The organism is Kitasatospora sp. NPDC058162, assembly GCF_042884005.1.
Lineage (GTDB): Bacteria > Actinomycetota > Actinomycetes > Streptomycetales > Streptomycetaceae > Kitasatospora.
In genome coordinates this window covers 277815-292585 of record NZ_JBHVUS010000008.1, presented here as the reverse complement: position 1 = coordinate 292585, position 14771 = coordinate 277815, and the positions used below count along the sequence as shown (strand labels likewise).

13 protein-coding genes and 1 pseudogene are annotated in these 14771 nt (G+C 74.7%); 8 read left to right on the top strand and 6 right to left on the bottom strand.

The window, feature by feature from the left end:
* Positions 1-47: 47 nt before the first annotated feature.
* Both ACFVXG_RS18930 and ACFVXG_RS18925 read right to left on the bottom strand, forming a co-directional pair.
* Positions 48-1778 carry a methyltransferase gene (locus tag ACFVXG_RS18930; RefSeq protein ID WP_387928906.1) on the bottom strand — a complete coding sequence of 577 codons (1731 nt, stop codon included), beginning with the start codon at positions 1776-1778 and terminating at the stop codon, positions 48-50.
* A 49-nt stretch (positions 1779-1827) separates the two neighbouring features.
* Positions 1828-3036, bottom strand: coding sequence for a 4-hydroxybenzoate 3-monooxygenase (locus ACFVXG_RS18925; protein WP_387928904.1), 1209 nt, complete (start codon positions 3034-3036; stop codon positions 1828-1830).
* A gap of 259 nt (positions 3037-3295) precedes the next feature.
* Between ACFVXG_RS18925 and ACFVXG_RS18920 the strand changes: the two genes are divergently transcribed.
* The 7 genes and pseudogenes from ACFVXG_RS18920 (at position 3296) to ACFVXG_RS18890 (ending at position 10003) form a co-directional block, all read left to right on the top strand.
* Positions 3296-4168 carry an SIS domain-containing protein gene (locus tag ACFVXG_RS18920; RefSeq protein ID WP_387928902.1) on the top strand — a complete coding sequence of 291 codons (873 nt, stop codon included), beginning with the start codon at positions 3296-3298 and terminating at the stop codon, positions 4166-4168.
* A gap of 34 nt (positions 4169-4202) precedes the next feature.
* On the top strand, positions 4203-5174 hold the full coding sequence (locus ACFVXG_RS18915) for a 1-phosphofructokinase family hexose kinase (protein WP_387928900.1): 972 nt from the start codon (positions 4203-4205) through the stop codon (positions 5172-5174).
* Positions 5171-6001, top strand: a pseudogene (locus ACFVXG_RS18910) (ketose-bisphosphate aldolase); the annotation flags it as partial. The gene ACFVXG_RS18915 and the pseudogene ACFVXG_RS18910, both read left to right, overlap by 4 nt.
* Positions 6002-6174: 173 nt before the next feature.
* Entirely contained in the window at positions 6175-6933 is a 759-nt protein-coding gene (locus ACFVXG_RS18905; RefSeq protein ID WP_387928898.1) for a DeoR/GlpR family DNA-binding transcription regulator, read from the top strand.
* A gap of 101 nt (positions 6934-7034) precedes the next feature.
* Entirely contained in the window at positions 7035-8123 is a 1089-nt protein-coding gene (locus ACFVXG_RS18900) for an N-acetylmuramoyl-L-alanine amidase (RefSeq protein WP_387928897.1), read from the top strand.
* 283 nt (positions 8124-8406) lie between these two features.
* Positions 8407-9126, top strand: coding sequence for a peptidoglycan-binding protein (locus tag ACFVXG_RS18895; protein ID WP_387928896.1), 720 nt, complete (start codon positions 8407-8409; stop codon positions 9124-9126).
* Positions 9127-9238: 112 nt separating this feature from the next.
* Complete coding sequence (locus ACFVXG_RS18890; protein WP_387928895.1) at positions 9239-10003, top strand: D-Ala-D-Ala carboxypeptidase family metallohydrolase; 765 nt, start codon at positions 9239-9241, stop codon at positions 10001-10003.
* Between the two features lie 157 nt (positions 10004-10160).
* Here ACFVXG_RS18890 and ACFVXG_RS18885 read toward each other — a convergent pair whose 3' ends face one another.
* Complete coding sequence (locus ACFVXG_RS18885) at positions 10161-10694, bottom strand: helix-turn-helix domain-containing protein (RefSeq protein WP_387928894.1); 534 nt, start codon at positions 10692-10694, stop codon at positions 10161-10163.
* A 383-nt stretch (positions 10695-11077) separates the two neighbouring features.
* On the opposite strand from ACFVXG_RS18885, the gene ACFVXG_RS18880 reads away from it, so the two are divergent.
* On the top strand, positions 11078-12049 hold the full coding sequence (locus ACFVXG_RS18880) for a DUF2690 domain-containing protein (RefSeq protein ID WP_387928892.1): 972 nt from the start codon (positions 11078-11080) through the stop codon (positions 12047-12049).
* Here ACFVXG_RS18880 and ACFVXG_RS18875 read toward each other — a convergent pair whose 3' ends face one another.
* The 3 genes from ACFVXG_RS18875 to ACFVXG_RS18865 all read right to left on the bottom strand — a co-directional run bounded on the left by ACFVXG_RS18875 (position 12050) and on the right by ACFVXG_RS18865 (position 14302).
* A complete protein-coding gene (locus tag ACFVXG_RS18875) occupies positions 12050-13009 on the bottom strand; it encodes a phosphatidylinositol-specific phospholipase C (RefSeq protein ID WP_387928891.1) in 960 nt (319 codons plus the stop codon).
* Between the two features lie 114 nt (positions 13010-13123).
* Complete coding sequence (locus tag ACFVXG_RS18870) at positions 13124-13885, bottom strand: class I SAM-dependent methyltransferase (protein WP_387928889.1); 762 nt, start codon at positions 13883-13885, stop codon at positions 13124-13126.
* 171 nt (positions 13886-14056) lie between these two features.
* The gene (locus ACFVXG_RS18865) at positions 14057-14302 is read right to left on the bottom strand and encodes a hypothetical protein (protein ID WP_387928888.1); all 246 of its coding nucleotides are present in this window, start codon (positions 14300-14302) and stop codon (positions 14057-14059) included.
* Between the last annotated feature and the right edge of the window lie 469 nt (positions 14303-14771).

Below are 14771 nucleotides of genomic sequence, written 5' to 3'. Positions count from 1 at the left end.
GGGCCCGGTGCCCCACCGTCACCGGACGGCGGTGGGGCACCGGGGAGTCACGCCCCGGAGCGGGCCGGGGCGTGGGACGGCCCGGCCGGGGCCGGGACGGCGGCCTTGCGGGCGTGCAGCACGGCGGCGCCCAGCGGGAGCGGGCGGTGTCCGAGCAGGTGCAGCCCGGCGTCGGCGAGCAGCCGGCCGTAGTGGTCGGCGCGGCGTTCGCGGCCGCCGGTGTTGACCATCATGTGGAGGTCCCACGCGGTGGCCAGCGAGGTCGAGCCGTCGGCGGGCAGCAGCCGTTCGACGATCAGCAGGTCGGCGTGGGCGGGCATCACGCGGGCGCAGTGCCGCAGGATCTCGGCGCAGCGCTCGTCGTCCCAGTCGTGCAGCACCCGGGACAGCACGTAGACGTCCGCGTCGCCGGGGACGTCGGCGAAGTCGCCCGCCAGGTAGCCGCAGCGCTCGCCGAGCCCGTCGGCGTCGAGCCGGCGGCGGGCGGCTTCGACGGCGTGCGGGCGTTCCAGCAGGACGCCGCGCAGCCGGGGGTGGGCGGCGAGCAGGCGGCCGAGCAGTTCGCCGTTGCCGCCGGCGATGTCGACGACGGTGCCGCCGGGGGCGCGGGAGCCCACGGCGGTGATGACGGGGTGCTCCGGGAGCGGGTCGAACATCCGGGCGCTCGCGGCCATGGACAGGTCGAAGAGCTCGGAGAGTTCGGGGTCGCGGGCGAAGTGGTCGAAGTGGTTCTCGCCGAAGAGGTGGTCGAAGGCGGCCTGTCCGGTGCGGACGGTGTGTTCCAGCTCCGCGAAGGAGCGGTAGAACGGGCCGCCGTACATCAGCGCCAGCGGTCGCATCGAGCCGGGGGAGTCGGCGCGCAGCAGGGTGCCGGTGCCGGTGAGCCGGTAGCCGTCGGGGTGTTCGGCGACGACGCCGAGCATGGCGAGGTAGCGCAGCAGGGTGGCGAGGCTCTGCGGGTCGGTGCCGAGCTTGCCGGCGAGGTCGTGCGGCGCGGTGGCGGTGCGGATGTCCAGGGCGTCGGGCAGGCCCAGGCGGGCGGCGACCGCGAGGGCCTGGGTGGTCCAGGCGCCGGTCAGCTGGTGCAGCAGGGTCTCGGCCGACCGCTGGGTGGCCTCCTCGCCCAGGTGGTCGGCGAGCACCGTGCGGTGGTCGCCGTGGGCGTGGAGCTCGACCCGGCGGTAGCCGGTGCGGGAGTCGGCGGGGGTGGTGAAGTAGAGGACGGTGGAGTCCTCGTGGGGGTTGTAGCCGCCGCCGTCGGGGGCGGCGCCGTGCCGGGTGAACAGCGCGCAGAGGCCGCGCAGCGCCAACGGGTCGGGGTGGGCGACGTCGAAGGCGAGGTGGGCCTCGTGCTGGTGGGCGCGCTCGTGGGCGGCGAGGCCGGCCAGGTCGGAGCCGGGCGGCACGGTGAGGGCGAACACCTCGACGCTCCGCTCCCCGTGGGGGCCGGGCACCGGCGGGCGCAGGATGGTGACGTCGAGCTCGGCCTCGGGGCGTCCGTGCCGGCGGGCGAGCCGGCCGCGGACCACCACGCTGGGCTGCGGGGGCGCGTCGAAGTCCAGTCCGCAGTCGGCGAGTTGGCGGTGGAGTGCGGCCCGGTCCGGGGGCAGGACGAGCAGCGCGGCGTGCGAGAAGCGGCAGCGCTCGGCCAGGGCCAGCAGTTCCGGGCCGTCGAGCGCGGGCAGCAGCAGCGGGAGCAGGGTCGCGGTGTCGTGCTCCCGGACGAAGTCGGCCGTCGCGCGCAGGAGGGCCGTGTCGTCGTGGGGTGTCGCGGTCATGGCGAGGGGGTCCTTGCTGAGGGGGCTGGGGTGTCCGGTGGACGGGCGGTCAGAGGCCGACGTAGTTCTCGGCGAACCAGTCCTGGTGGGTGCGCGAGGTGCGCAGGGATTCGACGCGGGAGCGCCGCATGGATTCGTGGAAGAACGATTCCTCATCCGGGCCGACGGGGGAGTGCAGGAACTGGATCATCCAGTGCGCGAACTCCTGGGCCCGCCATATGTGGGCGAGGCAGCGCGGGGAGTAGCCGTCCAGCGCCCGGGAGTCGCCCCGGCGGAGCTCGTCGACCAGGGCCTCGGCGAGGAGTTCGGCCTCCAGGACGGCCAGGTTGGCGCCCTTCGCGGCGGCGGGGGCGGGCAGGCTGGCGGCGTCCCCGGCCAGCAGCAGCGAGCCGTGCCGCAGCTGCTCGACCACGTCCGACTCCAGGTGGATGACGGAGCGTTGAAGGATCCGGCCGTGGTGCAGCGGCCCGTGCTCGTCGGTGCGCATCCGCCGGTCGAGGGCGGCCCAGATCCGCTCCTCCGACCAGGCGTCGGCCGGGGCGCCGGGCTCGTACTGGAGGTAGTAGCGGGTGATGTCGGCGGTGCGGGCCATGTGGCCGGCGAAGCCGTCGGGGTGCATCGCGTAGCCGACGGCGTCCATGCTCGGGGGCGCCTCGGCGAGCAGGCCGAGCCAGGTGACGCCGTGGTCGCGGTGGTGCCGGCGGGTGCCGGGGGGCAGGGAGCGCCGGGCGGCGCCGTGGCGGCCGTCGCAGCCGGCCACGTACCGGGCGCGCCAGCGGCCGGGGCGGCCCTCGGCGTCGCGCACGGTGACGGTGGGGCGGGGGCCGTCGGCGTCCCGCACGGCCTGGGCCTCGGTCTCGAAGGCGATCCGGCCGCCCGCGTCCAGGTAGTGCGCCAGGAGGTCGGAGACCAGGTCCTGTTGGGGGTAGACGGTGTGGAGTTCGCGGCGGCCGAGGGCGCCGTAGTCGAGTCGGAAGCTGCCGTCCTCGGTGCGGAACTCGCAGGTGCCGTGCGGCTTGCCGCGCCGGTTCAGACCTTCGGCGAGGCCGTGGCGCTCCAGCACCCGGACGGTGTTGGCGGCGAGGAAGCCGGCCCGGGCCCTGGTCCGGACGTGGGCGTCGTCGGCGCGTTCGAGGACGACGCAGTCGATCCCGGCGGCGTGGAGGATGTTCGCGAGGGTGAGTCCGGCCGGTCCGGCGCCGAGGATCACGACATCGGCGGTCTGCTGCCCTGCTGGGCTCTTCTGACGTTCGGTCACAGAACGGGCAGCTTAGTCATCGGCGGATACACGGACGGGCCGGAATCGCTCGGACCGGTGAATAGCGTGATGATCTCAACCACTCCGTCGGGTGTTCGAGGAGTCCGGCGCCGGGGGAGCGCGCCGACGGGCGGTGCGGCTCCGGAGGGCGACTGCGCGAAGATGATCGAGGATGCGCACTATTGCGCAATGATGGCGAGCTGAACTATAAATCGATCATCTTCACGCATGTTCGTGCAGTCTCGCGCAGGAGGACCTGATGGCCCACGTCGACGAAGAGATCGCCAGCCAGCCCGACTGCTGGCAGCGCGCCCTGGAACTGGCCCCGCGGCACCTGCCCGAACCGGGGGAGCGGGTCGCCGTCATCGGCTGCGGCACCTCGCTCTACATCGCCCAGGCCTACGCGGTGCTGCGCGAATCCCTCGGGTTCGGCGAGACCGACGCCTTCGCCGCCTCCGAGTACCCGGTCGGCCGCCCGTACGACCGGATCGTCGCGCTCACCCGCTCCGGCACCACCACCGAGGTGCTCGACGTCCTCGCCGGGGTGGGCACCACCGAGACGGTCGCGATCACCGCCGACCCGCGCACCCCGGTCGGCGCCGCCGCACGCCACCTGGTGGCGCTGGAGTTCGCCGACGAGCGGTCCGTCGTCCAGACCCGGTTCGCCACCACCGCGCTCGCCCTGCTGCGCGCCCACCTCGGCGCCGCACCGGCCGACCTGCCCGTCCAGGCCCGGACGGCGCTCGCCGAACCGCTGCCCCCGGGAGCGGCGCAGGCGCGGCAGTTCACCTTCCTCGGCACCGGCTGGAGCTGCGGGGTGGCGAACGAGGCCGCGCTCAAGGTCCGGGAGGCCTCCGCCTCGTGGACCGAGTCCTACCCGGCCATGGAGTACCGGCACGGCCCGATCAGCGTCAGCGGCCCCGAGGGCCTGGTCTGGTTCCTCGACACCCCGCCCGCGGGGTTGGTCCGGCAGGCCGGGGCGACCGGCGCCGCGGTCAGCGTGCCGCGGCTCGACCCGCAGGCCGAACTGGTCCGGGTCCAGCGCCTGGCCGTCGGCCTCGCCGTCCGGCGCGGCCTCGACCCCGACCGGCCGCGCCACCTCACCCGCTCGATCGTGCTGGACCAGCCGTGACCGGTAGGCCCCGGCGGCCGGGCGGCGTCCGCCGGTGATCCTCACCGTGACCCTCAACCCGGCGCTGGACCTCACCTACCGGCTCCCCGCCGTCCGCCTGCACGCCGGCAACCGGGTGCGGGACGTCCGGCAGCAGGCCGGCGGCAAGGGCGTCAACGTGGCCCGGGTGCTCGCCGCGCTCGGCCGCACCGCGATCGTCACCGGCCTGGCCGGCGGCCCCACCGGCCAGGCCCTGCGGGCGGACCTCGCGGCGGCCGCGCTGCACGACGAGCTGGTCGAGGTCGCGGGGGAGACCCGCCGCACCGTCGCCGTCGCGGACGACCGGGACACCACCGTCTTCCTGGAACCAGGGCCGCCCGTCACCGCCCCGGAGTGGCGGCGCTTCCTGGCGCACTACCGGCGGCTGCTGCCCGGCACCGCCGTCGCGGTGCTCTCCGGCAGCCTGCCGCCCGGACTGCCCGCGGACGCCTACGCCGTCCTGGTCGAGCTGGCCCGCGCCCACGGCGTACCGGCCGTCCTGGACGCGGACGGACCGGCCCTGCTGGGGGCGCTGCCCGCGGGCCCGGCCGTGGTGAAGCCCAACGCCCACGAACTCGCCGCGGCCACCGGCACCGGGGACCCGGTCCGGGGCGCGGAACGGCTGCGCGCGGCCGGGGCCGCCGCGGTGGTCGCCTCGCTCGGCCCGGACGGCCTGCTCGCCGCCACCGCCGAGGGCCGCTGGCGGGCCCGCCCGCCCGGGGCGCTGCCCGGCAACCCGACCGGGGCGGGCGACTCGGCCGTCGCCGCCCTCGCCCTCGGCCTGGCCGACGGGACGCCCTGGCCCGAGCGGCTGCGCCGGGCCGCGGCACTGTCCGCGGCCACCGTGCTCGCCCCGGTGGCCGGACAGTACGACGCCGAGGCCTACCGGCGGCTGCTCGACGAGGTCCGGATCGAGCCGCTCGAACCGCAGCCGGACCGTTCAGGACCCTGCCGTCCGCCGACGGCCCAGCCCGGAGGAGAACCGTGACCCTGGTCGGAACCGGAGAGATCGTCGCGCCCGCGCTGAGCGGCGGCCGCGGCGTCGGAGCCTTCAACGTCATCCAGCTGGAACACGCCCAGGCCATCGTCGCCGGCGCCGAGGCCGTCGGGGCACCGGTGGTGCTGCAGCTCAGCCAGAACGCCGTCCGCTACCACGGCGGCCTGACGCCGATCGGCGCGGCGACGCTCGCCGTGGCCCGGGCCGCCGCCGTGCCGGTGGCCGTCCACCTGGACCACGCGACCGAGCGGCCGCTGGTGGCGGAGGCCCTCGGCCTGGGGTTCGGCTCGGTGATGTTCGACGCCTCGGCGCTGCCGTACGAGGAGAACGTGCACGCCACCGCCGAGGTGGCCCGGCTGTGCCACGACGCGGGCGTGTGGCTGGAGGCCGAACTCGGCGAGGTCGGCGGCAAGGACGGGGTGCACGCCCCCGGCGCCCGGACGGACCCGGCGCAGGCCGCCGAGTTCGTCGGGCGCACCGGGGTCGACGCACTGGCCGTGGCCGTCGGCACCTCGCACGCCATGCTCACCCGCACCGCGGCCCTGGACCTCGACCTGATAGCCGCGCTGCGGGCCGCCGTCCCGGTGCCGCTGGTGCTGCACGGCTCCTCCGGGGTGCCGGAGCCCGTGCTCGCGGCGGCGGTCGCCCGCGGGATGACGAAGGTCAACATCGCCACCCACCTCAACAAGGCCTTCACCGAGGCGGTCCGCCGCAGCCTGGCCGCCGACCCGGCCCTGGTGGACACCCGGAGGTACCTGGGGGAGGGCCGGGCGGCGGTGGCCCGCGAAGTCGCCCGGCTGCTCGCCGTGCTGACCGCGCCGCCCTGCTCGTACCTGTCCGAACACCAGGAGGTCCGATCGGATGTGCGCAGCGAATCCGGCGAACCGCCGCCGTCGAGCCGGGGCGTCCGGGGCGCCCGGGGCGCCGGGCGGCAGCAGGGGGAGGGCGTGCAGTCAGCGACCGTCGATCCCGGCTGAACTACACTCCGTCCATGCTCAAAGCTGATCGCGCCGCCAGGATCGTCTCGCACATCGCCGAGGCGGGGAGCGCGGACGTGCGGACGCTCTCCGACCTGCTCGGGGTGTCCGACGCGACCGTGCGCCGGGACTTGCAGGAACTGCAGGACCAGGGGCTGCTCCAGCGCACCCGGGGCGGTGCGGTGACGGGGGCGGTCAACCTGGAGATCCCGCTGCGGCACCGGAGCGACCAGCAGGCGGAGGAGAAGCGCCGGATCGCCCGGGCCGCCGCCGAACTGGTGCCGGACGGCGCCGTGGTGGGCCTGACCGGCGGTACGACCACCACCGAGCTGGCCCGGGTGCTCGCCGAGCGCGGCAACCTCACCGTGGTCACCAACGCGGTCAACATCGCCGCCGAGCTGATCGTCCGCCCCGAGGTCCGGCTGGTGGTGATCGGCGGCCTGGCCCGCTCGGCCAGTTACGAACTGGTCGGCCCGGCCGCCGAGCGGATGCTCGACCAGTACCACCTGGACCTCGCCTTCATCGGCGTGGACGGCCTGACCGTCCAGCAGGGCTGCACCACCCACGACGAGATGGAGGCCCAGACCGACCGGGCCTTCCTGCGCAGCAGCGCCCGCACCGTCGTGCTCGCCGACCGGACGAAGGTCGGCCGGGTCACCTTCGCCTCGATCTGCCCGCTCGCCGACGTCCACGACCTGGTGACCGACGCGGGCCTGCCGGACGCCCAGGAGCAGGCGATCGCCGAGAGCGGCGTCCGGGTGCGCCGGGCCTGAGGCCGCGCGGCCCGCCCGCCGCCGTCCCGGGACGGGCGCTGGGACGCGGGAGGGACGGTGAAGCGTGGTGGACGGGTTCGCGGCGCTCCTAGCGTGGCTGCATGGACCCCGTGAACCCCGCCTCCTCTCCCGTCGGCCCCGGCCGCCGCACCTTCCTGGCCGGCGCCTTCGCCGTCGGCACCGGCGCCCTGCTGGGCTCCGCCCTGACCGCCGGGGTGGCCCGCGCCGCGACCGGCCCGGTGATCGCCGACACCGGCGCCTGGGGCGCCCGGGCGGCCAGCAGCCCGCTCAACTTCGTGTCCGGCGCGCCGGACAAGGTGATCGTCCACCACACCGCGACGCCCAACGTGACGGACTACTCCCAGGCCGCCGCGTTCTCGCTGGCCCGGTCGATGCAGGCCTACCAGATGGACAGCGAGCACTGGATCGACACCGGCCAGCACTTCACCGTCAGCCGCGGCGCCTACGTCATGGAGGGCCGCCACAGCAGCCTGGCCACGCTGCGCGGCGGCACCCAGCACGTCGAGGGGGCCCACTGCACCGCGCAGAACACGGTGGCCATCGGCATCGAGAACGAGGGCACGTACAGCACCGTCGACCCGCGCAGCGAGCAGTACGCGGCGCTGATCGACCTGATCACCTACATCTGCCGGCAGTACGGGCTGCGCGCCTACCAGGTGTACGGCCACCGGGACTTCAACACCACCGAGTGCCCCGGCGACCGCCTCTACGCGCTGATCCCGCAGATCCGCCGGGACGTCGCGGCCCGGATCGGCGGGGACCCGACCGGCCCGGTCTGGCCGATGCTCAGCAGCGGCGCCTCGGGCGAGAACGTGAAGACGCTGCAGTACCTGCTGGTGCAGCGCGGCCAGTCGCTGACCGTGGACGGCGCGTACGGGCCCGCCACCCAGGCCGCCGTCACGGCCTTCCAGAACACCACCCACGCCTCGGCCGACGGCGTCGCGGGCAACCAGACCTGGAGCCAGGCCGTGGCGCCGCTGGCCCGCGGCGCCTCGGGCAGCGCGGTGCAGGCCGTGCAGAGCCAGCTGGTCGCGCACGGCATCCAGGTGAGCGTGGACGGCGCGTTCGGCCCGGGCACCCAGGCGGGGGTGACGTCCTTCCAGTCCTCGGCCGGGCTGCCGGCCGACGGCCTGGTGGACGCCCGGACCTGGAGCCGACTGCTGGGCTGACCCGCCGTCCGGTGGCCGGCCCGTTCCAGTGTGAACGGGTCGGCCATCGGCGTCCCACGGCCGTCCCACAGCCGTCCCACGCCGGTCCCAGGCCCGCCTCACGCCGAGCTGCGCGCCCGGCCGGGGCCCGTCTCACCCCGTCCCACGGCCCTCCCACGGCGTCTCCGGAGCGTCCCCGGACGTCCCTGGTGCCGCCGACTCCTGGCGGGACGGACGGCCGCCCCCCGAGAGTGGGCGGCACCGCCTGATCATCCGACAGGCACCTGAGGGGATGGGATCGCCCGTGAAGAAAACCTCGGCCCTGCGCGCACTCGCCGCGGCCGTGCTCGCCTTCGTCGCGCTGGGCCTGCTGCCCGCGCAGGCCCAGGCGACCGACAGCACCACCTGGGTCCAGCGCAACCTGGTGGGCATCGGCTACCTGGCGAGCAGCGGTGTCGACGGCAACTACGGCCCGCAGACCGCCGCCGCCGTCCGCAGCTTCCAGCACGACAACGGCCTCGACGAGGACGGCGTGTACGGCGGCCGCACCGAACTCGCCCTGCACAACAAGGTCGCCGAGGTCCAGCGGGTGGCCGGCTCGGGCGCGGACGGCGCCTACGGCTCCGGTACGACCAGTGCTGTCAGCAACTGGCAGCACGCCCACAGCCTGAGCGACGACGGCATCGCCGGCCCGGCCACCATGAACGCGATGGGCGTCGCCCGCACGGTGCAGATCACCGCCCAGTGGAAGTTCCCCGCCCACGGCTGGAGCGTGAGCGGCCAGTTCGGCTGCCTGGACCAGATCTACAACCACGAGAGCGGCTGGAAGGTCTACGCCACCAACCCCTCGTCCGGGGCCTACGGCATCCCGCAGTCGCTGCCCGGCGACAAGATGGCCAGCGCGGGCTCCGACTGGCAGACCAACCCGGCCACCCAGCTCCAGTGGGGCCTGGACTACATCAAGGACCGCTACGGCTCCCCGTGCTCGGCCTGGAGCTTCTGGCAGGCCCACAACTGGTACTGACCGGCCCGTCCGGTACCGACCGGTCCGTCCTGACCGGCCTCCCGTGTCGACCTTTCCGGCGGTACCGCCCCGTCCGACGTCTTCCCCCGCCGACTCCTCGAAGGAGCACGTTGTGAACAGCTCTTCCCTCGACCGCCGCGCCCTCCTGCGCTACGGCACCGGCGCGGTGGCCGCCGCCGGGCTCGCCGCGGTCGCCAACATCGGCTTCGCCCGTCCGGCGGCCGCCTACGGCTGGTCGGGCAACCTCGGCCAGGGCTCGTCCGGCTCGGCCGTGGCCGAGCTGCAGATCCGCGTCGCGGGCTGGGCGGCGGACTCCGCCTCGCAGACCTACGTGTCCGTGGACGGCTCCTTCGGCCCCGGCACCGCCGCCGCGGTGCGCCGCTTCCAGGCCGCCTACGGGCTCAGCGCGGACGGCGTGGCCGGCCCGCAGACCTTCGGCGTGCTGAACGCGCTGGAGAAGTCGGACGGTTCCACCGCCCACTTCAACTGGTCGGAGTTCACCAGCCACGACGGCTCGGGCTTCGGCGGCGGCAACGTCGGCGCCGACGAGGTGCGGGAGAACGTCCGCCGCACCATGTACAAGCTGGAGGCGCTGCGCAAGAAGGCCGGTGACCGCGCGATCACCATCAACTCCGGCTTCCGCAGCACCGCGTACAACGCCTCGGTGGGCGGGGCCGGCAACTCCATGCACACCTACGGGGTGGCGGCCGACACCGCGGTCTCCGGCCTGTCCACGCTGGATGTCTACCGGATCGCCGAGACCTGCGGCTTCTCCGGCCTGGAGACCCACACCGTCTCCTGGCAGCACGTGGACAGCCGGGTCGAGCACTCCAACTACGGCTCGGGCTTCTGGTGGTGGCAGGACGGCGTCGCGTAACGGCGGCGGCCCCCCACGGCGGCGGCACCGCGCCCTCCCCACTGGGCGCGGTGCCGCTCTGTCTGTGGTGCCGATGGTGCCGATGGTGTTGTCGGTACCGGTGGGGACCGGAGGTTCCTGCGCTGCCCGCAGGGACCAGGACGGCGGGTGCGGGCGGTCAGGCCTCCCGTCGGAGGGTCCGGCGGCCGGCCGCGGCCAGCACCCCGCCCGCCCCGACCGCGAGGGAGACCAGGGCCACCCGCCGCAGCATGGCGGCCTGTCGGCGGTGCGGGCACTCCGGGGGCTCCTCCCCGGTCGGAGCGTCCGCGGACGGCCCGACAGTCGCCCCCTCGGACCGTTGGGCCGGCACCGTGTCGGTCCGACCGGCGCCGGGAACCGGGCCGCCGCCCGGCCCGGGGACGCCCGGGGTGACGAGCATGAGGCGGCGGCTCTCCGCGAGCTGCCACAGTTCCAGCAGGAGCTGGGCATCGCCCCCGCAGACGACCGCGATGCTCTGCACCGCGTCGCGCGGGGGGAACTGCTTCCCGTTCACCCAGCGCTCCCACGAGGACTTCGCGTAGTGGGTGCGTTCGCTGAGCCGGGCGTAGGTGAGGCCCGACCCGTTCTTCAATGACTGCAGCTCCCCGGCGAGCCGGTCGGCCGGTGACGCCGGTGATGGTGATGTGATCTCGGACGCGTGGTGGCGGCCCATGAGGTTTCCCCGAACTTCCTCTGAGATGACCGTTGTGGTGCATGGATCCAACTGCACCGGGGCGCCCTCGTCTGCTCTGACGTCCGCTCTGACTCCGCGAGGTCTTTACCCGGACCAGAACCGGTGTTGACCTCGGGGCTACCCGGCGCGCCCAACTCTGCGCGATCGGGCACCGCTCTTCGACCGTCTCCGATGGTTCTGAGACGATGCGAACCGTCCCCGGGCCCCTGAGCTGCGGGTTGGGACGCGGGACCGGGACACTGTTGAGACGATGGGCCGGGTGCGGCGGCCGGCGGGCGGGGTCATCCGCCGGGCAGCTTAAACTGATCATCCGAAAGAAGATCAGTTTGCGCCCACCGTCGACCGCCAGAGGTGACCTCACGATGAGTCAGTCCTGGAAACCACTGCCTGACGACCTGTCGGAGCCCGCTCGGCGCCTGGCCGAAGAGCTGCGCGCGGTCAAGGACGCCCACGGGATCTCGCTCGCCGAACTCGGCAAGCGGACCTACCTCAGCAAGGCCTCCTGGGAACGCTGGCTGAACGGCAAGCGTCTGATCACCTCGCAGGCCCTGGCCGGCCTGATCGCCGCGGTGGACTGCGACGCCGTGCTGCTGACCTCCCTGCTGCGCCAGGCCGAGGCCGCCCGCGGCGCGACCGAGCCGGCCGCTGCGCCCCCCGTACCCGGACCCGCTGCCGGGCCCGCCGCCGAACCCGCGGCCGCCGCCACCGTCCCCGTACCGGTTCCCGTCGCCGTTCCCATCCCCGTCCCGCTGCCCGTCCCCGTACCCGTCCCCGTTCCCGCCGCCACCGCCGGTGTCCCCGGCTGGCGGCGACCACCGGCGCTGGCCGCCGTCGCCGCCGTCGCCGTCCTCCTCGTGCTCGCGGGCCTCTACCTGCACGGCCTGAAGGCCGACACCAGCGCCGCCGCGGCCTCCGCCGCCGGCCCGACCGCCCCCGCCGGGGCGCGCCCGGTGGCCCTGCCCGCCCAGCTCTGCCAGGGCGTCGGCTGCGCCGGCCGGGACCCGCAGGCCATGGGGTGCGAGACCGACGACCGCACCCTGGTGACCGGCACCATCGGCAGGGTGGTGCTGTACGTCCACTACAGCGCCCGCTGCCGGGCCGCCTGGGCGGGCATCACCGACGGCTCCCCCGGGGACACCGCCACCATCACCACCAGCACCGGCTCGCAGGAGACCGCCCTGATCCACTGGGGCTACGACAACTACTCGATGATGGTGGAGGCCGCCTCCGCCGACACCGTCCTGCGGGTGTGCGGCCACCAGCCGGAGGGCGACGGCTGCACCAGGGCCGTCACCAGCCTGGTCGCCTCCGCGAGCGCGACGTCCACACCGTGATCAGACGAAGTTCTTGTCGATGAGCATCTGCAGCACGTTCACGTGGAAATCCGGAAAGTCCATCGGAACGATGCCGAACCGGGCGCGCTGCCCGGTGCGGGCGCTCAGGTACGGGTAAACCGCCCGGTCCATCACGGCCTGCGAGCTGGTCCTGGGCCAGTAGCCGCCCGCGTAGCTGAGGAAGTTGACGAACATCCGCGGATATCCGGGGTTGCTGAAGGCCTTGTCGAACTGGGCGACGACGTACCGGCCCTTGTCGCCCAGCGGGTCGGTGCCGCCGGTCTGCCAGACGTCCTGGGTGTCGAACCAGGCGTTCTGGCCGCTGGACCAGTCGATCAGGCCCCACGGGTTGGCGAAGTCGGCGAGCAGCACCACCTTGCCGCGGGCGGCGCCGAGGGTGGGCCAGCCGTAGAAGTGGAACAGGTCGCGGTAGCCGAGGCCGTCCAGGTAGTGGTCGACCCTGCGCTGGAACTCCTGGTCGTCGAGGGCCTGGCCGCCGGCGCGCTCGTTGCGCAGGCGCATCAGCAGCGTCTCGCCCGGGTGCGCGGCCAGGAAGGCGCGGCACTGGTCGAGCACGTCCTGCAGCCGGATGTGCTGGTAGGCGTCGGAGTGGTAGATCCCGAGCTCGTCGGGCGCCCCCTGGAGGCCGTTGCAGCGGATGTCGAGGAAGCGCACGCCCTCCTGCAGCTGCTGGGGGATGCCCCAGTTCTGGGTGTGCGACCACTCGGTGCCGTACCAGGGGTTCTGGCAGCAGGAGTCGTGGGTGCCGGGGACGGTGAGGTCGAGCAGGGACAGGCTCCCGTCCAGCCGGCCCATCCAGCTGTCCGTCGCCACCCCGCCCGGGGTGGTCGCCCGGCCCGCGGCCCAGGCGGCGGCGGGCGCCCCGAGCAGAGCGCCGACCGCGGCCGCGCCGCCCGCGCCGGCGCCCCACCTGAGAAGATCACGACGTGCGATGCCCATGGTCCGGCTCCCTCTGCCCCGCGAGCGGCTGCGACGACTCGTCCTGACGCTCCGTCGGTCCTGACACACTGTCGGTCCTGACACTGGTCGAACGCGCCCGCGCCGTCAACGGGTTCAGCGCGGGCCGTGCTCCGGCCCGTTTGTCCCGTCCGTCCCGTCCGGGCCGACCGCCAGCCACCAGGCGGGCAGTTCGATCCGCCCGCCCTCGGCCGTGAACTCGGTCAGGGACAGCGGCATCTCGCCGCTGGCGAGGACGGCCAGGCCGGCCGAGCGGAACAGCCCGTCGAAGGCCGCGTCGGCCACCTCGGCGGGGGCGAGCCCGTGCGCGAAGACCGGGCGCAGCTTCGCGGGCGGCCCGGCCGGGGCCTGGGCGAGCCCCCGCAGCACCTCCTTGGCGGACTCGGCCAGTTCGACCAGGAAGGCCCGGCCGCGCTGCCCGAGCAGGGTGGCGACGCCCTCGGCGACGCGGCCGCGGTCGGCGGGCTCGCTCTGGTGGATCACCCCGCGCACGTACACGTTGGCGTCGCCCAGGCGTTCGTGCAGGGCGCGGACGGCGGCCGGGTCGGTGGCGTCCAGCTGGGCGTACTCGGCCCGCCCGGCCGGGTCCTGGCGCCGGGCGAGTTCCACGGCGGTGCCGGACAGGTCGACGCCGAGGGCCCGGGGGAAGTGCTCGGCGAGGAAGCGGGTCTGGCGGCCGTTGCCGCAGCCCAGGTCGACCACGGGGAGCCCGGGGTCGTGCAGGTGGGGGCGGAACAGTGCGAGGTGGCGCTCCGCGGTGATGGCGGGCTCGGCGTCCCAGATCACCGAGCCGGGCTCCGCGGGCGCCTCGCTCCAGAAGCCCTCCCAGGCGTCCCGGTACCGACTCGTCACGCTCATGGCGGGGCCTCCGGAGGTCACGCACGGTTTCGGCACGCACCGTGTCGAGGCCGTGTCTACCGGTCTCCGGACCGCCGGGGCAAAACCGGGGGCGCGGCCCGCGGCCCCACCGGCGTGCGACGGCCGCCCCACGCTCCCCTCGGGAGGGAAGCGGGGCGGCCGTCGGTGGCCTCAGCGGCTGGGGCGCCAGTCGGCCTCCAGCACGGTGCGCCCGTCCTCGCGGGTGACGGTGTGCCAGTGGGCGTGCAGCCCGGCGGGGCGCTCGGTCGAGCGCGGCGCGCCCATCGCGCCCAGCACGGGGCTGTCCAGCGGGCTGGCGGCCAGCCGCTCCAGCACCTGGGAGAACGCGGCGCGCAAGCCGTGGCCCCGGCGGCGGACGTCGGGCACGACGGAATGGAACGCAGCGACCACGGACATGCGACTCACCTCCGGAAGGACCTGCGGACCTGCAGGTACGTCCCCCAGCTTGCGCCGCCGCCACCCCGCCCGCCGGTGGATTGACGCACCGCTGACGCCCTGCTGACGGGCCCCTGACGGCCGCGGCTCCGGGGTTCGCACCCGGAGGGCCGCGACGCGGCGGGCCGGGTCGCGGCCGAACTCGCCGTCCGGGCCTTCGTGCGGGGTGCCGGAATTGACCTGACCGGTATTCCGGCGGCGGCCCGGAAAAGCCGGGACGGCACGTACCGGGGCGGCATTGTCAGGCGCCCGCCAGTACCGTGGGCAGCGGCTCCGGCGAGCGGCTCCGGCGAGCGGCTCCGGAGGGGCGAAGCCGCTGGTCGAGGCCGTCCGGTCATGCCTCCATCAAATTCCGTTCACTCGGCCGACATTGACCGGGAGTCGGCGCCGCCGGGGCTTCCACCAGTAATTCCCCAGACCTTGGTAAATC